This window comes from Paenibacillus nicotianae, assembly GCF_042681745.1.
GTDB lineage: Bacteria > Bacillota > Bacilli > Paenibacillales > Paenibacillaceae > Saccharibacillus > Saccharibacillus nicotianae.
The window spans coordinates 2,552,117-2,569,110 of sequence record NZ_JBHUGF010000010.1 but is presented as its reverse complement, the minus strand read 5'-3'; the positions used below and the strand labels follow the sequence as shown (position 1 = coordinate 2,569,110).

The following is a 16,994-nucleotide window of genomic DNA, read 5'->3' as shown; positions in this document are numbered from 1 at the left end:
GCTTTTGTAATGCTTTCTAAACATACGTATAATAAAGGTGTATTGAATATAGTTGTATAAACAGAAGGGGAGCATGTATATGTCAGAATTACAAAAAGCAACATTTGCAGGAGGATGCTTCTGGTGCATGGTTACACCATTTGAAGAATTGCCCGGTATTCATGGGATAGTGTCTGGCTATACAGGTGGACATATCAAAAATCCAACATATGAACAAGTCAAAACAGGTAATACCGGTCATTATGAAGTGGTCGAAATTACATTTGACCCATCATTATTTGCTTACGAGAAATTATTAGAACTATACTGGCCACAGACCGATCCTACCGATGATGGTGGACAATTCCAAGATCGGGGTACACAGTATCGTACTGCTATTTTTTATCATAATGAAGAACAACAAGAATTAGCACTTCAATCCAAAGCAGCGCTTGCAGCCAGCGGTCGATTTACACAACCGATTGTGACAGAGATTTTGCCTGCGCCTGTTTTTTACCCGGCAGAAGAATATCATCAAGATTATCACAAAAAGAATCCTAAACATTACAAAGAGGATCGTGAACAATCGGGACGGGACGAATTTATCGATAACAACTGGCAACAATCTTAAAATAGCTATCAGAAAGGAACATACACTATGAAAAAGTTACGTTCATTATTTGGCAAAAATTCGGATTCCTCTACTGAACTTGAGTCATCTTCTACACAAGAACAAGAGGTTTCATTATCCGGGGCTGATCAGGAGCCAGAGCCGCAGAAAGTGAATCTAGCCAATCCTGAATTTCAAGAAATGGATCGGTTACGTGAATTGTTTCAACAAGAGAAGTTTAATGAAGTCTTGCAAGAGGTCGAGCCGTATCGTTCCTCTTTGGATACGTATGTAGTGAAAGAAGCTTACGGTTTGACTGCTTTGTCTTATTTTCGCTTAGAACAATATGAACAAGCGCGTGCAACATTTGAATGGCTGGCCAAAGAATATGGTGATATTAATGATTGGTTTAATTTGATGACATCAGCTATTCTAGCAGGTAATATCGATCAAGGTATGGAAGCTTATACACAAGCCAAACAATTGCGTGCACAAGCTGAAGATGATGAAGGTGTACCGATTCCACAGATAATGTACTATGCTTGTCGTGCACTGGCAGATGCCAAAGAATATGATCGTGCGTTTACAGTTTTAAATGAATTAATAGATATTTATAAGCAACTTCATATTACAGATGATACATTTTTGTATATGCGCGGAGTACCTATGCTACCGCATACAATGGAAGCTGTAAAAATTATTTTGACTGCTCGTAAAGACAAAATGGATATTGATACATGGTTTGCGATGTTAGATGCTTCACTAGATGAAGAAGGCAGAGAAATCGCACGACAGACCAAACAGCAAATTATCGCTGTTCAATAAGGAGCAAAGGTGGATGAGCTATATCACTGAACTAAGAGAAGTTGTAGGAAGTAGACCTCTTATTATGGCTGGCGCTACTGTTGTACTGATTAATGATCAACAACAACTACTTTTGCAAAAGCGTGTTGATAATCATTGTTGGGGATTACCAGGTGGAAGTATGGAACTTGGTGAGACATTAGAACAAGTCGCTAAGCGCGAATTGGAAGAAGAAACAGGTTTGGTAGCTGTGCATATGCAGCTACTAGATATCTTCTCCGGGCCTGATCTGTATTACCAGTATCCACATGGTGATGAAGTGTATAACGTAGTGGCAGCTTATATATGTAGAGAGTATAGCGGTTCACTGCAAGCTCAATGTTCTGAAGTTCAAGAACTACAATTTTTTGACCTTTTTGCTTTACCACAGAATATCAATCCACCTGATCTTCCTATCATTCAGTATTTTCTGCAATCCTTTTTAGGGAATCATCATCCTATGATCGAAAGGAATCCTAACGATTGAAAAAAACGATTATCATCTTATTACTTATTCTAGTAGTAGGTTGTGAGAATCATTCATCTCCATCACAACCTGTCACAGCCAAAGTTATCCAAACACCTGATATACCTGCAACTGATTCTGGCAAACCATCTTCTTCAGAAAAAGGTCTAACAACAGACATGATCGAACAATACAAAGCCAAAGAAGCTACAAAAAAAGCGGTAACACCAAAAAACATGATTCAGTTATATGTTTTACCTTCTACTGATTCTGAATACCAAAAGTTACAAGCACAAGCATGGGACAATATCGTAATCGCTAAAGCAAATCTAAATCAGCAAAAAGTAAGTACTGTCCGAACATGGATTGATCATTATCGCAACGGACAGCTCAAAGAGCAAATGTTGTATAACAATGTACCTATTCCAAAAGGGGAACAACAAATGTCAATTAGCTCTTATTCCAAAAAAGAAAATGATCGTCATGAAATGGTGAATATCACGATTCAAGTAGGACTGAGTTCTACCAGTCTAGAGTATACATATGTTCCAGTACATGCTTCTACTTCTATGTCGAGTACAATGCTAGATCAACGGTCGATTCCTATAAACAAAACGGTTGACCTTTCTATGCGTGTAAATGACGACAAGCAGCACACCACAACAAGTAGCAATATAGCAGAAACGATTAAAAATAATAAAGAAGTATTTGTATTACGTGCCAAATGGGTGGGGGTGTCCAAATGAATCATTCCCACCTATAATGGACAAGTAATCTATAACAATAGTGGTATAGATAAGGGGCTATTTATATTTTAGACAGAAAAGAGATGATCGTATGGCGTTAAACAATCCAGCATTAAGCGAAAAAGCATTTTCGGATTTTAAAGAAAGTGATTTTAGAGCAGGTGCAATGACCGTTGGCGGTACTGTAGGAAAAACAATGGTACTTCTTGCTTTGTTAATGGTTGCAGCAGTGTACACATGGTATTTATATTATCAAGGACAAGATGTAACAGGCTTTTTGATCGTAGGTCTAATCGGTAGTCTGGTGACTTCATTGATCACTATTTTTTTCAAAAAAGCAGCTTTTATAACAGCACCATTGTATGTGATTTTGAATGGGTTGATGTTAGGCGCTATCTCGGCGTGGACAGATTATAGTTATCCGGGAATCGTTATCAATGCGATTCTAATTACTGTCGGTACGTTATTTTTGATGTTAGCGATCTATACGCTACGTATTATCAAAGTAACACCAGGATTTGCACTAGGAATCGTGATTTGTACAGCATCGATAGCACTTGTGTATCTGATAGATATTATTTTAGGATTTTTTGGCATCAGTGTACCGTTTATTCATGAAACAGGTTGGATTGGTATCGGGATTAGTTTATTTATCGTAGCAATAGCTGCACTAAATCTATTGTTAGATTTTCATTTTATCGAGACCGAAGCACAATCAGGCGCTCCCAAATATATGGAATGGTATGCAGCATTCGGTCTAATGGTGACATTGATCTGGTTGTATATGGAAATTCTACGTTTGCTATCTAAATTGAATAGCCGTAATTAAAAGGCAGATATATAAAGTCTTGTTCCTGATTATGGGAGCAAGACTTTTTGTATTATAGGGTTGAATGAAATAATGAAGCCCTTTATAATGAATCAAATTCATCATCTGTAGTGTATACCAATCTGTATAACACTGTATGTAAAGGAAAAGGAGGCAATTGTTCTATGATATTAGAAGTAGCTATTTTACAAGTAAAAGCAGATCAAACTCACGATTTTGAGCAAAGTTTTCAACAAGCTTCACAGATTATTTCCAGTATGAAAGGGTACATATCTCATGAATTACAGCATTGCCTTGAAGTTGATAATCAGTATATCTTGTTAGTCCGTTGGGAGACACTAGCCGATCATACAGAAGGATTCCGCGGATCAGCAGCATATCAGGAATGGAAAAAGTTACTTCACCATTATTATGATCCATTCCCGGCAGTGCATCATTATCAAATCGTAGAATCATCTCAATCCCAATAATCAAAGGAGTGTTACAACTATGATTCGTATCGAGCAGGTTCCACCAACTGATCTTCATTTGAGAGCATTAATTCAAGCGTTAGACAAAGATTTACAACAGCGTTATGACGAGGAAAATATTTATACGGTCGATCTTGATCATCCAGATGCTTTTCAGACTACATTTATCGTCGCTTATGTAGATGAGACACCGGCAGGTTGTGGCGCTATCCGACCACTTGATACAGAAAGTGTAGAATTGAAGCGTTTTTTTGTTGATTCTGCTTACCGCAGACAAGGGATCGCTGGCAATATGCTACAAGCATTAGAGCACAAAGCACTTGAACAAGGATGTCATTTTGTTCGTCTGGAGACAGGTGCAGAACAGTTTGAAGCGACTGCTTTTTATGAGCGTAACGGTTATTATCGGATTCCTGTTTTTGGAGATTATGAAGATGATGGGATTAGTCTTTGCTATGAAAAGAAGCTAGATTTGGATAAATAAGCTTAATTTTAGCGCTTTACCTGAACTTTACATAACACAGACTCCACGCTAACAATCATGACCTATATTTAAATCGATGGGTATGACACGCCATACATAGCGTAATCGCGATAAGGAGCAGATGAAATGTTAAACATAGGTAAAGCGGCTTTGGTCGTAGCAGGAATTAGTATCATGACAGCGGTAGCAAGTCCGCTTGTACATGCAGCAGAACCGTCTTCTGTACCGCTTAGACAATCAATCGAAGCGATAGGTGGCAAAATGTACTGGGATGGGGAAGACAAAGCTGCCTTTTTCCAATTGAAAAATGGGATTACAGGTTCGATCACCGTCGGGGAGAAAAAATATCGCTTAGCAGGCAAAAGCGGTACATTAGAACAAGCGGCTGAATTACAACAGGGAGCTACGTATATCCCGCAAAGCTTGCTGACAATGATTAATGCTGAAAATGCCAAATTCAATGATCCTGCTGATGCAGTACCTGTTTTTTCAGTACAACCGACAGGGGAAACAGATGCTGTAGAATCTGGCGAAGATGCGGCTGACGATCCAGCGATCTGGCTTGATCCTACCAATGCTGCGAATAGCAAGATTATTGCTACGAACAAAGGCGGCGGAATGTTAGTGTATGATCTCAAAGGTAAAGAATTAAAATCATACAGTACAGGTAAAATGAACAATACAGATCTACGTTATGATTTTCCTTTGAATGGTAAAAAAGTAGATATTGTTGGTGCAACCAATCGTTCGACCAATACAGTAGATATCTTTTCTTTTGATGGCAAAACAGGAGCGCTTACCAATATTCTAGCTAATCCGATCAAATCCAAAATGGGTGAAGTGTATGGATTCAGCTTGTATCACAGTATAAAAACGAATAAATATTATGCGCTTGTTTTGGGTAAAGAAGGCGAATTTGAGCAATATCAATTGACTGATAATGGCAAAGGCAAAGTGAAAGGCACATTAGTACGTCATTTCAAATTAGAGACGCAATCTGAAGGTATGGTTGCTGATGATGAATACGGTACATTGTATATTGCTGAAGAAGATGCAGCCATCTGGAAATATAGTGCTGAGCCGGATAGCGGTAACCAACCATTAGGTACAGTAGATATTGCAGATGGTCGTCGTTTGCATGATGATATCGAAGGCTTAACTCTTTATTACGGGGCAAATGGAACCGGATATTTGATGGCTTCTAGTCAAGGGAACAATACGTATGCTGTATATGATCGTCAAGATAACAACAACTATATTTCCAACTTTACGATCAATGATGGTCAGGGCATAGATGGAACAACCGAGACAGACGGTATAGATGTATTAGGCGCTAATATGGGTAGCCAATATCCATACGGTGTATTTATTGCTCAAGATGATGAGAATTTGAAAAATGGTAAAAAAATCAATCAAAACTTCAAACTGGTTCCGTGGCAATCGATTGATGCAGGTCTCCATGAAGGTACAGCGATGACAGCCAATACTAGCCCTGATCCAAGAAAATTAGAAAATCGCCAATAAATTTCTAATCTATTAGTCGATAATGAATGAGTAAATAACTATAATGGATTTCTCAAAAATACAGACAACACCGTATCTTTAAGATACGTTTGTCTGTATTTTTTGATATTACTAGCTGATGTATGGTATCAAAAGTTGTATCCGCTATACCCCTTTTACTCCAAAGCATGTATAATCTTCAAATATAAAAAAAGATAGGAGTGAAGATGGATGTGGGGAATCGAACATTATTGGATTTTTATACTGTCTAGTATTTTGCTGAATATTACACCGGGCAGTGATACGATTTATATTTTGAGTCGTAGTATTTTTCAGGGGAAAAAGGCAGGAATTATGTCTGTATATGGTATTATCTCGGGTTCATTAGTACATACATTGTTAGCAGGTCTGGGACTTTCGCTAATTCTTATGCAATCTGCACTGGCTTTTAATATAGTCAAATGGATTGGAGCTGCTTATCTAATTTGGTTAGGAATACGTTCGATCATGGCTCGTCACGAATCGGCTCAAGCGATGCAAGCTGTAGAGTCCCAAAGTAATCGTAAAGTGTACTTACAAGGGATGATGACTAATGTATTGAATCCCAAAGTAGCTTTATTTTATCTAGCATTTATCCCGCAATTTGTAAGCCCGGAACAGACGTATGGAGCGATTCCATTTATTTTATTAGGACTTACATTTAGCACAACTGGCATCTTATGGTGTATGTTGTTGGTAGTTTTCTCAAGTAAAATGGCAAAGCGTCTTCAATCTAGTCGCATCTCTACATATATGAATAAGATTACCGGTAGTATTTTTATATTATTAGGTCTAAATCTGTTACGGACTTCGCGGAATGTCTCTTCATAATCGATTACTATACATGTGCAAAAATAAAGCAACCTCTGCCTACTAGGATAGGAGAGGTTGCTTTATTTGGATGCAATGGTTGTAGTAGAGAGATGTTCATCCAGCCAGTGAATCACATTTGCTGTCACTTCATCACGATTAATATCATTGAGTGTCTCATGTCTGCTATCTGGATATAGGTCTAGCTTCACATCTTGTAGACCTAGCTGAAGATATTGTTGATACAATTGCTTGACCCCTTTACCATACTGTCCTACAGGATCACGCTCGCCACTAAATAAATACACAGGCTTATCCGGTGAAATGCGCTTCATATGCTCAGGTCGGTGAATCTCTAACAATAATTCAAAAAAATGAACATAAAAGCGTACAGAAGGTAATTTTCCACAAAAAGGATCATTCATAAATAAAGAGACTTCTTCAGGATCACGCGATAACCAATCAAATGTTTTGCGTGGACGAGGTAGCCCTTTATTGTACGAAGCGAATACAATCATATTTAACAATAGACTGCGATGCACTTGACCGCGCAATCGTTGCTGAAGATGAGCAATTTGCTTTCCTACACGAAGTAGATTCCGTTTCCCATTTGTACCTGATAACATAAAACCATCATACAAATCAGGTTGCTCGTACATGACTTTTTGAATAATAAAAGAACCCATACTATGTCCCATAATAAAAAGAGGTAGTGTAGGGTGATGATCTCGAATCGACTTGGATAATTGAATCACATTTTGAGTCATCCAATAAAACCCGTTATCCCCAGGATCGCCTAGAGATTCTGGGCCTGAAGCTGTTAATCCATGTCCACGTTGATCATGAGCATAGACGATAAATCCTTGAGCAGTAAGTGATTCTGCTAACCGTTTGTATCTTTTGGCGGTCTCAGACATACCATGCGTAATCTGAACAATACCACGCACAGGTAATGGAGCAGATTGATTTTCTGGCAACCACTTATATACATGTACAGCAACATTTTCAGGGTCAGTCATATTAAATGTATGTTCTAGCACAGTATCCCTCCTTACAAATAACCTGTACAAATCTACATTGTTACTGTAGGTTTGTACAGGTCTATTTTGGTAGTATTGATAGGTTGCATGTAAATAAAGTAACCATTCATTTCCATAAATGAACCAAATGTAAATAAAGTATCTATACAATAAACAATAGATTTATTAGATCATCTCATTTGGAAACATATATAGATTACGGATTAAGGCAAATAAGAACGAATCACAGTGCAATGACCATCTAATGTATATTGTCCTAGATTAGCAGGCAATAAGAAACATTGTCCGCCTTTCACAGATACATGTTCATTACCCCATGCAATTGTGCCTTCGCCATCAGCAATGACTAGAATAGTAAAACTTTCTGCTGTTGTCGACAATTCCCATGCACCATCAACAACGCCTTTTTCAACAATAAAATAAGGAGAAGCCGCAAGTTGTAGCCATTCTCCAGCAGCAATACCGTCTGTTTTCATTGTCGTTGCGCCAGCGCCTTCATAAGCGATGACATTAAGAGAATCTTCTATATGCAGTTCACGAGGCTTACCATCTAATCCAGGTCGATCATAATCGTACAAGCGATAGGTCGTATCTGAGTTTTGTTGAATTTCAGCCACTAACACGCCTGCACATAAAGCATGTACAGTACCGGCAGGAATATAGAATGTATCGCCTGCTTCTACAGAAACTTCTTGTAGCGTATCGATGATTTTATTGTTTTCTATCGCTTCTGCTAATGATTCACGAGTCACGCCTTCTTTAAGACCGTAAATGATTTTAGCACCAGGCTTAGCAGCAAGTACATACCACATTTCTGTTTTACCGAGTTCACCTTTAGGAAGCCCTGCATAATCGTCTGTAGGATGAACCTGAACAGAAAGATCGTCATTGCAATCTAGTAATTTGATCAATAATGGAAAACGTCCGTTAACTTCAGATACCCCTTTAGTACCGAACCAATCGCGACCGAATCGTTGTGTAAGTTCAGTTAAGCTTACACCATCCAATTCGCCCCCGATCACAGAAGTCGTACCGTTAGGGTGATCCGCGATCATCCAGCCTTCGCCAATCACGCCTTCAGGAATATCCCAGCCAAATTGTTCAAGGGCACGTCCGCCCCACACACGTTCTTTAAATTCCGGTTGAAATTGAAGCGGGTATGGATTAGTCATTATTATCTCTCCTCCAAGTGTAATAGGTATACAACCGTTCTATGTATCCTATGCATTTTGTCTCTCCAAGCAGTTCGTATTTATCTTAACGTGTAGATTGGAAAAATTCCAGACGCTCTCCATCAGGACCGCTAAAGAAAAAGTAGCGACTGCCATTAGGTAAAGTCGTAATTTCAGTATCCAATTCTGGCAAATTAAGTGCTTGAATGCGTGCATATTCTTGTTCAACATCATCTACTGCAAAAGCAACATGGTGTACTCTGCCTTCGTTAGCGAGCTCACCTGTGTATCCTTCAACCAATTCAAGTTCTGTTTGCGATTGATCTGGAAAAGCAAGAAAAGCGAGTTTGATCTGCTCATCGATATGTCCAGCATTTTCAAGGTGCTTCAAACCAATCACATCTTCATAAAAAGCAATCGATACTTCAATTGATTTCACCATAATACCTACATGTTCTAATTTACGTACAGCCATCAATACTCACTCCTCTAATATAATTGTACATCCAATACAGTGGGGCATACTTATTCATGGTGTTGATGATTCTTTTTCTCAATCGCTATCAGATAAGGTGCATCTTGTCGTTGCAATTGACGGTAAATAATCGATTGAGCTACAGCGACAGGTAGAGTAGAAGCCCAGGCTTGTACCGCTTCTGCTTCCTCAGATCCACCGGGATGACCGGGATACAGAACAATCGTCAATATCCCACGAATAGCTAAAAGATCAAAAGCAGATATCAAAGCAGTCAATGTTGAATCAGGTTCTGTAATAATACTCAAATCTCCTGAAGGAAGATAACCTAGATTGAACATGATCACTTGGATTTTACCATGTAAATGATCAGGAATATACTGGTTCATTGTAGCATGACTATCCAGAATCAATTGTACAGGCGCAAGCGAAGTATCTTGTTCCTTATCTAAACGCGCCTGTGTACGATCAAGAGCGTCTTGCTGAATATCGAAGCTAAATACCTGACCTTTTCTACCTACGGTCTTAGCAAGCATTAGGGTATCTACACCTGTACCAGCAGTTGCATCTATAGCATAACCGGTATGAGCGTCCAGACGTTCTGCTACTAATTTGTGTGCATAACTCAAAACAGACAAAAATCCCATATTAACGTGCTCTCCAATATTTGCTTTGCCATGTATCCCGTTGCTTCAATTCATCATCAATTCCGTTAAGTACTTCCCATTTGCGTAGACTCCACATAGGTCCAATTAATAGATCACGAGGTGCATCTCCTGTAAGACGATGAACAATCATATCAGGTGGCAAAATTTCAAGCGTATCTACAATCAATTTGATATATTCATCTTTTTCAAGAAACCGCAATAATCCGGCTTCATACTGTTTGACCATCGGTGTTTTGCGCATCAGATGAAGAAGGTGGATTTTGATTCCTTGTACATCCATCTGAGCTACAGCGCGACCTGTATCTAACATCATTTCATGTGTTTCTTGAGGTAATCCATAAATAATATGAGCACATACGCGAATACCACGAGCACGCAATTTAGCAACAGCTTCTTCATAACACTGACTATCATGAGCACGATTAATCAGCTCGGAAGTAGACTCATGGATCGTTTGTAGACCCATTTCAACCCACAGATAAGTACGTTCATTCAGTTCAGCCAAATAATCGACTACATCGTCAGGTAGACAATCAGGACGAGTCGCTATTGATAATCCGACTACGCCCGGTTGCTGCAAAATAATTTCAAAATATTCACGTAATTGTTCTACAGGAGCATACGTATTCGTATACGCTTGAAAATAACCGATATACTGCGCATGAGGCCATTTCTGATGCTGACGATCACGAATCTGATTAAATTGAGTCACTAGATCGTCACGACGACTACCTGCAAAATCTCCTGAACCACGAGCACTGCAAAAAGTACAACCGCCTTTAGCGATAGAACCATCACGATTCGGACAGGTAAATCCAGCATCTAACGTTACTTTGAATACTTTATTTCCAAATTGTTCACGCATCTCTGTATTCCATGTATGAAACCTTTTATCACTCCATAATAGAGGAGTCGTTGTATCTTGAGTTGTAAGCATAGTGAAGCTCCTTCGATCATTGTTCATGACGTATTTAACATGCGTTCTCTCTGTCTAATCAGGTTATATTGTAACAAACATCTGGATTTAAAAGATAGCAACAGGTGACGAAGTTCAAAATATTATTTGCAAAATAAATGATTTAAAACTAAGGTTCGCTTCATTTCTACAAAAAGGGGGTAATCAAAGGTAGAAACGTCTTAAAAGCTTAATTTTTTGATAGTTTATCACGAAACCCATTTAATTTTATAAAGAAAAATGGTAGACTATGATTGCTAAATTTGTTGGACCCCAATTCCAAATATAGAGAAAAGGATTTTCTGATCTGCTTGCAGAGAAGGGAGATCCTTTTTTCCTGTGCGCAGATAAATGCTTTACATTTGCTCATTTCTTCGTCACAATAATGCCTTAGTAGTAGGTCACTATATACACCATTGAAATCGGAGGAACGACATGCGTTTACGAGGTAGAAAAGGAATACGTGAAGGATTGGAGCAGCAGGAAGATTTGGTCGTGCTGAATCCTGAACAATATAAAGGAAAATGGCAAGAGCGCTTTGATAATGATCTGCCGATTCATGTTGAATTTGGTATGGGCAAAGGAAGATTTGTCAGTCAAATGAGCGTCAAGCATCCAAATGTCAATTATATCGGCTTCGATATGTATGATGAATTGGTACGTCGTGCTAGTGAGAAAACAAGAATTGCATGGGAAGAAGCAGAGCGTGGAGAACCAACTACAATCCAGCTAGCCCGCGCCAATATCGAAAAAATCGAAGATGTATTTGCTCCAGGTGAGATTGAGCGAATCTATCTTAATTTTAGTGATCCTTGGCCGAAAAAGAAACACGGTCGTCGCCGCTTAACACATCCACGTTTTTTAGAAATGTATTGTAAGTTGTTAAATAGTCGTGGCGAAATTCATTTCAAAACAGATTCCGAAACGTTATTCGAATTTTCACTAAATTCATTTGCGGATTATGGTCTACAAATGACGAATATTAGCTTGAATCTGCATCGTGACGGTATTAACGAAGAACATGTCATGACAGAATATGAAGCGAAGTTTATGGGTAAAGGCATGAATATTCATCGTTGCGAAGTATTGATCGGTGAAGATGTATTGCGGGAATATCAAGCGATGCGTCTGGATAAATATTAATTGATATATCAAAAAAGCAAGGTCTTATCCGTCATATTAGGATAAGACCTTGCTTTGTTCTACCATCTCAGCAATACTATGAGCACTTTGGGTTGGATTGTAACGATCAATCTGAGCTATATTTTGCTGACGTTGTTTTACTACAGCATCATAATCATGAATTAACAATTCCATCCATTCGGTAACCACATCAATCGAAGTGATCGGTTCGCCCCAACCTTGTTGTGTAAAATATTGCGAATTTTTTTCTTCTTGTCCTGGTAACGGGTTGTAAAATAACATCGGAATCGCTTTGGCTAATCCTTCGGTACATGTCATTCCTCCCGGCTTGGTTACAAGAAGATCAGACACTTCCATCAATTGATCGATTTCATTTGTATATCGAATCAAATGAATATTCGGATGATTAAAGTTCATATTCTGCTCTGCTTTGCGATAAGCTTTTTCGTTATTACCAAAACAAAAAATAAATTGTATCTTATCGCTATAACTGGTTAGATACGCATTTACCACATCATCGCTCATTAATCCCCAGCCACCGCTCATGACTAGCACGGTCGGCATATTTTTAAGTCCAAACTTCTGTTGAAATTCGACTTTTCCTGTATGTTCCCAGAACTTAGGATGAACAGGAATACCAGAAACCTCGATTTTCTGAATAGGCACACCACGCTGAATTAATTTGGAACGTACATCAGGTGTTGATACCAGATAACGGTTCACTTCTGGACTTACCCATGTTCCGTGAGCATCGTAATCTGTAATCACCATACATAATGGTGTACGCAGCCCTAGTCTCTTCAGTCGTGAAATCACTGCTCCCGGAATCGGATGCGTACACACAATCACATCGGGCTTTAACTGACGAACAACATTATTAGTATGTGTATAGAAAAGACGATGCAAAGCTAGTGTAGCTAGCCGATTGATCGACTTTTTGTATTGGCTACGATACATCATACGCACAAGTCTTGGTTGCGAGATGACCGTTTTTTTGTATGCGGTTAGGATCAATGGAGCCACTTTAGGATTAAGGAAACTACCGAGTTCCAGTACCTTAGTCTGAATATTCGGCGAGATTTTGCGTAAGCTACTCGCTAAAGCATAAGCAGCCTGTGTGTGACCAGAACCAAAACCTTCCGACAAAAGCAGCACTCTATATTTTGACACGTCCAATTCACCTTTTCTGCAAGGTATTCTCTAAAAAATGGAGTAGAGGAAGGATAAGTATTCAGCCTTCTCTGTAACACTACTGTAACAATCCGGTAATATTGCTAGAATAGCTTTTTTATGGCCATAATGCAAATGTACCCATCGCTACCGATGTTCCGATTGCAGCTCCGACCAGTACATCTGAAGGATAATGTAATCCCAAGTACATACGTGATACAGCAACAATCAGTGCGAATGGTAACAGTAACAGAATCATGAGTGGATCTGTCAGCATAAATGGAACAGTAACAGAAAAGATCGCTGTAGTATGTCCTGACGGAAATGAATGATCTGTCAAAGGATTGCGGAACGTAATCGTTTCAGGGATAGCTAAGTATGGACGAATACGCGGGTATAGCTTTTTAACAATAGCTACAGGCACATGGCTTATTACTAGTGCTACAGCAGCTTGGAGACCTGCGCGGCTCCAAGGTAATGGCGCTAATTGCCATACTGCCAAAGTCGCTATAATCGTAAACGTAGCTCCACCTAAATTAGTTAAGTAGTAAAAAAATAAATTTAGGAACTTATTATGGAGCCTTGAGTTAAACCATCTAAAAATGTGTTGCTCCATCGTTTGTAGGCGAATAAGAAAATGACGCATGAGAGACCCCCGTATTAATTGCCAATTTTCGGCTTATATTCATCATATTTTTATTCAGTACGCTTTTCAAGCTTTATAACGTTAACAGAGTGTTAAAATAGATACAACTTTTGTAAGTTATCCAATAGTTTAAACCTGAATTGCAAAATAATCCAAAAGTATTTCTTATTACCCTTACCCGAGAATGGCAGAAGTCATTCACATACACCTTCACTAATATGTAAATCGTTATCAATAAGATGGTTCAACTCAAATAAATACGTTTAAAAATTCAAAGAAATACACCCACTACTTCATAAGTCATTATATAGCTTCATTACTTATCCTCATACAAATCAAACACCATTAGCAATAAAAATAAGCAAATAGAACATAAATAGGCATAAAATGGCGTTAAACCTTGTTCTGTAACATTTATTGCATATAACTCGTCGTAATTCCATGGTTTTTAACCGTATACCCTCTTTTGTAATTTTGACAAATCCATAAAAAATGTGCAAAATCTTAATGTCGCTTGTAATCGTTTTGTAACATAACTTTAATGTTCGTCATAGTATAATCATCTGGGGTGAAAAGTTTTAAAGCGACTCATGCTAAAAATTAAATTTAAAATGTGACGTCTTGAAATTAGTGATCTAGAGAAAAAGAGTGAATTTGTTATATTGGGGTTTTAAAATTTAAGGAGGTTCACAGTTATTATGGGAAACATTATTGATGCTATATTTATCGTGCTCCAGGTTATTCTGGCAGTTATCGGTGTATATCAGTTTTCATTCTCGCTATTCGGAATTATTAAAAGGAAAAGAAGACCAGATCATGCTCCACAGAAATCATTTGCTGTTCTAGTTGCAGCGCACAATGAAGAGACCGTTATTGGAGCATTGATGGAAAATCTAAAAAATATGGATTATCCGGCTGAACTCTATGATGTGTTTGTTATCTGTGATAACTGTACAGATGGTACAGCAGATATCGTACGTAGTCATGGTATGAATGCTTGTGTACGTACTAACCCAGCAGAACGCGGTAAAGGATACGCGATCGAATGGATGCTAAGAGAATTGTGGAGTATGCCTCGTCAGTACGATGGTATCGTAATGTTTGATGCCGACAACTTGGCTGATCACAGATTCTTGCAAGAGATGAACAACGATATGTGTGAAGGTGCACGCGTTATTCAAGGTTATATCGATACAAAGAATCCAGAAGATTCTTGGATCACTGCTGCTTATGGCGTATCTTATTGGTACATCAACCGTCTATGGCAATTGTCCCGTCATAATTTGAATATGGCGAACTTCCTTGGTGGTACAGGTATGTGTTTTGAAAATGAACTATTGAAAGAAATCGGATGGGGCGCAACCAGTCTTGTAGAAGATTTAGAATTTACAATGCGTTGTGCAGAAAAAGGAATTTACCCGCGCTTTAGTTATGATGCAAAAGTATTTGACGAAAAACCTTTAACATTCAAAGCTTCTTCTCGTCAGCGTTTGCGTTGGATGCAAGGTCACTTTACAGTAGCTCGTCGTTATTTCTTCCCGCTACTATGGAAAAGTGTAAAAGAAATGAGCATTATCAAATTCGACTTGGCATTGTATAGTGTCAACGTATATATTGTTTTAGTTACATTCTTAATGACTGCTGCAATGTGGATCGATACCGCTATTCTAGGTGGACCACATATCGCTACAATCTATAATTACCTGCCAATGTGGGTAGCTATTACAGCAATTGGTGCCAATGTTGTTACTTTTATTCTTGCTATGGCATTAGAGAAAGTAAACTCATGGAAAGTATATCTATACTTGCTATTGTTCCCAATCTACGGTCTATCCTGGTGGCCAATTACGTTTTATGCGTTCTTCACACAAAACAACAAGCAATGGAGTCATACTCAACATACGCGTGTTGTACGTTTGGAAGAAGTACAAAGCAAACAAGGTTAATCTAACTTAAAGCTACACAGATGTCTCTAATAAAAAACCTGTACAACAGTCTATCTGTTGTACAGGTTTTTTTATTTCACTATATTTAAGAAATATAGGATATACAGCGGCATCTAATATAAAAGTAAGATACATGAATAGATATAAAGAAGTATAAAGAAAAGGAGTATAGATATATGATCAAACCAGTCACTATACAATATTACATAATGGTATCTATATAAAAAAAAATTTAATATTAATAAAGTGTTGTATATATCAAAACTATATGGTATACTATTTTAGTACGTGATTGAGATATACAAAGTAGAAGCTTTGCTTCTCACCTGCCCGATAGTAGTCGGCTGGTTCATTGATCTGATTGTAATAACGAGCAATAGTCTTGTTATGGATATTAGCTGATCAAGGGATGCAGGTGACTAGACCTGCATCCCTTTTTGATTTCTATATTTATTATAGTTGTACGATCATAATATGGAGGTGGAAAGTTATTAGTAAAGAACATATGATCAATGACGAAATCCGGGTTAAAGAAGTACGCCTGGTTGGTGCTGAAGGTGAACAGATCGGAATCACGCCTACTCGTGAAGCATTGCAGATGGCAATCGATTTGAACATGGATCTTGTAAATGTAGCTCCACAAGCGAAACCACCTGTATGTCGCATTATGGACTATGGTAAATTCCGCTATGAGCAACAGAAGAAAGAGAAAGAAGCACGCAAAAACCAAAAGATCGTTGATCTTAAAGAAGTATGGTTCCGTGCTAACATTGAGGAGCATGATTATCAAACTAAACTCCGCAATGTTGTTAAATTTTTAAAAGATGGCGACAAAGTGAAATGCTCGGTCCGCTTCCGCGGTCGCGAAATTACACATGCAAGTATTGGTCAAAAAATATTGGATCGTGTAAAAGTTGAAGTTGAAGAACTTTGTACAATAGAGCGCCAACCAAAATTGGAAGGCCGCAGCATGATCATGATCTTGGCGCCGAAAAATTAA

At 38.4% G+C, this 16,994-nt stretch carries 19 protein-coding genes; 12 read left to right on the top strand and 7 right to left on the bottom strand.

The features are described 5' to 3' along the window. The first annotated feature begins 79 nt into the window (after nucleotides 1–79). The 9 genes from msrA to ACFSGI_RS15430 all read left to right on the top strand — a co-directional run bounded on the left by msrA (nucleotide 80) and on the right by ACFSGI_RS15430 (nucleotide 6,800). Entirely contained in the window at nucleotides 80–610 is a 531-nt protein-coding gene (gene msrA, locus ACFSGI_RS15470) for a peptide-methionine (S)-S-oxide reductase MsrA (RefSeq protein WP_204825118.1), read from the top strand. A gap of 27 nt (nucleotides 611–637) precedes the next feature. Continuing rightward, the gene (locus ACFSGI_RS15465) at nucleotides 638–1,414 is read left to right on the top strand and encodes a tetratricopeptide repeat protein (RefSeq protein ID WP_204825117.1); all 777 of its coding nucleotides are present in this window, start codon (nucleotides 638–640) and stop codon (nucleotides 1,412–1,414) included. Between the two features lie 13 nt (nucleotides 1,415–1,427). Beyond that, nucleotides 1,428–1,919, top strand: coding sequence for an NUDIX hydrolase (locus tag ACFSGI_RS15460; protein ID WP_204825116.1), 492 nt, complete (start codon nucleotides 1,428–1,430; stop codon nucleotides 1,917–1,919). Further along, nucleotides 1,916–2,644: a hypothetical protein gene (locus tag ACFSGI_RS15455; protein ID WP_204825115.1), complete on the top strand. Its 729-nt coding sequence runs from the start codon at nucleotides 1,916–1,918 to the stop codon at nucleotides 2,642–2,644. Before ACFSGI_RS15460 ends, ACFSGI_RS15455 begins: the two co-directional genes overlap by 4 nt. A gap of 91 nt (nucleotides 2,645–2,735) precedes the next feature. After that, complete coding sequence (locus ACFSGI_RS15450) at nucleotides 2,736–3,473, top strand: Bax inhibitor-1/YccA family protein (RefSeq protein WP_204825114.1); 738 nt, start codon at nucleotides 2,736–2,738, stop codon at nucleotides 3,471–3,473. A gap of 164 nt (nucleotides 3,474–3,637) precedes the next feature. Then, entirely contained in the window at nucleotides 3,638–3,943 is a 306-nt protein-coding gene (locus ACFSGI_RS15445) for an antibiotic biosynthesis monooxygenase family protein (RefSeq protein WP_204825113.1), read from the top strand. Nucleotides 3,944–3,962: 19 nt separating this feature from the next. After that, entirely contained in the window at nucleotides 3,963–4,427 is a 465-nt protein-coding gene (locus tag ACFSGI_RS15440) for a GNAT family N-acetyltransferase (RefSeq protein ID WP_204825112.1), read from the top strand. 126 nt (nucleotides 4,428–4,553) lie between these two features. Next, nucleotides 4,554–5,951, top strand: coding sequence for a phytase (locus ACFSGI_RS15435; protein WP_379283595.1), 1,398 nt, complete (start codon nucleotides 4,554–4,556; stop codon nucleotides 5,949–5,951). A 210-nt stretch (nucleotides 5,952–6,161) separates the two neighbouring features. Further along, entirely contained in the window at nucleotides 6,162–6,800 is a 639-nt protein-coding gene (locus ACFSGI_RS15430; protein WP_204825111.1) for a LysE family translocator, read from the top strand. Between the two features lie 62 nt (nucleotides 6,801–6,862). On the opposite strand, the gene ACFSGI_RS15425 is transcribed toward ACFSGI_RS15430, so the two are convergent. From ACFSGI_RS15425 to mnmL, 5 genes are all read right to left on the bottom strand, one after another. Next, nucleotides 6,863–7,819, bottom strand: coding sequence for an alpha/beta fold hydrolase (locus ACFSGI_RS15425; protein ID WP_204825110.1), 957 nt, complete (start codon nucleotides 7,817–7,819; stop codon nucleotides 6,863–6,865). Nucleotides 7,820–8,022: 203 nt separating this feature from the next. Then, a complete protein-coding gene (locus tag ACFSGI_RS15420; protein ID WP_204825109.1) occupies nucleotides 8,023–8,991 on the bottom strand; it encodes a type I phosphomannose isomerase catalytic subunit in 969 nt (322 codons plus the stop codon). Nucleotides 8,992–9,076: 85 nt separating this feature from the next. Next, nucleotides 9,077–9,466, bottom strand: a complete 390-nt coding sequence (locus ACFSGI_RS15415) for a VOC family protein (RefSeq protein WP_204825108.1) — start codon at nucleotides 9,464–9,466, stop codon at nucleotides 9,077–9,079. Nucleotides 9,467–9,516: 50 nt separating this feature from the next. Further along, a complete protein-coding gene (gene mnmM, locus ACFSGI_RS15410; protein ID WP_204825107.1) occupies nucleotides 9,517–10,113 on the bottom strand; it encodes a tRNA 5-(aminomethyl)-2-thiouridylate-methyltransferase MnmM in 597 nt (198 codons plus the stop codon). Nucleotide 10,114: 1 nt separating this feature from the next. Then, nucleotides 10,115–11,071, bottom strand: a complete 957-nt coding sequence (mnmL, locus tag ACFSGI_RS15405) for a tRNA modification radical SAM protein MnmL/YtqA (protein ID WP_204825106.1) — start codon at nucleotides 11,069–11,071, stop codon at nucleotides 10,115–10,117. 453 nt (nucleotides 11,072–11,524) lie between these two features. Here mnmL and trmB point away from each other — a divergent pair, with 453 nt between their 5' ends. Next, complete coding sequence (trmB, locus tag ACFSGI_RS15400; protein ID WP_204825105.1) at nucleotides 11,525–12,232, top strand: tRNA (guanosine(46)-N7)-methyltransferase TrmB; 708 nt, start codon at nucleotides 11,525–11,527, stop codon at nucleotides 12,230–12,232. A gap of 36 nt (nucleotides 12,233–12,268) precedes the next feature. Here trmB and ACFSGI_RS15395 read toward each other — a convergent pair whose 3' ends face one another. After that, nucleotides 12,269–13,402 carry an MGDG synthase family glycosyltransferase gene (locus ACFSGI_RS15395; protein ID WP_204825104.1) on the bottom strand — a complete coding sequence of 378 codons (1,134 nt, stop codon included), beginning with the start codon at nucleotides 13,400–13,402 and terminating at the stop codon, nucleotides 12,269–12,271. A gap of 118 nt (nucleotides 13,403–13,520) precedes the next feature. Beyond that, nucleotides 13,521–14,048: a phosphatase PAP2 family protein gene (locus ACFSGI_RS15390; protein WP_204825103.1), complete on the bottom strand. Its 528-nt coding sequence runs from the start codon at nucleotides 14,046–14,048 to the stop codon at nucleotides 13,521–13,523. A gap of 707 nt (nucleotides 14,049–14,755) precedes the next feature. Between ACFSGI_RS15390 and ACFSGI_RS15385 the strand changes: the two genes are divergently transcribed. Further along, a complete protein-coding gene (locus tag ACFSGI_RS15385; protein ID WP_204825675.1) occupies nucleotides 14,756–15,994 on the top strand; it encodes a glycosyltransferase family 2 protein in 1,239 nt (412 codons plus the stop codon). Nucleotides 15,995–16,499: 505 nt separating this feature from the next. Then, complete coding sequence (infC, locus tag ACFSGI_RS15380) at nucleotides 16,500–16,994, top strand: translation initiation factor IF-3 (protein ID WP_204825674.1); 495 nt, start codon at nucleotides 16,500–16,502, stop codon at nucleotides 16,992–16,994.

Excerpts from the sequence above, each read along its gene's own strand:
- trmB (WP_204825105.1), top strand. The coding sequence starts at position 11,525 with ATGCGTTTACGAGGTAGAAAAGGAATACGTGAAGGATTGGAGCAGCAG.
- ACFSGI_RS15445 (WP_204825113.1), top strand. The coding sequence starts at position 3,638 with ATGATATTAGAAGTAGCTATTTTACAAGTAAAAGCAGATCAAACTCAC.
- ACFSGI_RS15440 (WP_204825112.1), top strand. The coding sequence starts at position 3,963 with ATGATTCGTATCGAGCAGGTTCCACCAACTGATCTTCATTTGAGAGCA.
- ACFSGI_RS15420 (WP_204825109.1), bottom strand. The coding sequence starts at position 8,991 with ATGACTAATCCATACCCGCTTCAATTTCAACCGGAATTTAAAGAACGT.
- infC (WP_204825674.1), top strand. The coding sequence starts at position 16,500 with ATGATCAATGACGAAATCCGGGTTAAAGAAGTACGCCTGGTTGGTGCT.
- ACFSGI_RS15435 (WP_379283595.1), top strand. The coding sequence starts at position 4,554 with ATGTTAAACATAGGTAAAGCGGCTTTGGTCGTAGCAGGAATTAGTATC.
- mnmL (WP_204825106.1), bottom strand. The coding sequence starts at position 11,071 with ATGCTTACAACTCAAGATACAACGACTCCTCTATTATGGAGTGATAAA.
- mnmM (WP_204825107.1), bottom strand. The coding sequence starts at position 10,113 with ATGGGATTTTTGTCTGTTTTGAGTTATGCACACAAATTAGTAGCAGAA.
- ACFSGI_RS15415 (WP_204825108.1), bottom strand. The coding sequence starts at position 9,466 with ATGGCTGTACGTAAATTAGAACATGTAGGTATTATGGTGAAATCAATT.
- ACFSGI_RS15450 (WP_204825114.1), top strand. The coding sequence starts at position 2,736 with ATGGCGTTAAACAATCCAGCATTAAGCGAAAAAGCATTTTCGGATTTT.
- msrA (WP_204825118.1), top strand. The coding sequence starts at position 80 with ATGTCAGAATTACAAAAAGCAACATTTGCAGGAGGATGCTTCTGGTGC.
- ACFSGI_RS15465 (WP_204825117.1), top strand. The coding sequence starts at position 638 with ATGAAAAAGTTACGTTCATTATTTGGCAAAAATTCGGATTCCTCTACT.
- ACFSGI_RS15430 (WP_204825111.1), top strand. The coding sequence starts at position 6,162 with ATGTGGGGAATCGAACATTATTGGATTTTTATACTGTCTAGTATTTTG.
- ACFSGI_RS15460 (WP_204825116.1), top strand. The coding sequence starts at position 1,428 with ATGAGCTATATCACTGAACTAAGAGAAGTTGTAGGAAGTAGACCTCTT.
- ACFSGI_RS15390 (WP_204825103.1), bottom strand. The coding sequence starts at position 14,048 with ATGCGTCATTTTCTTATTCGCCTACAAACGATGGAGCAACACATTTTT.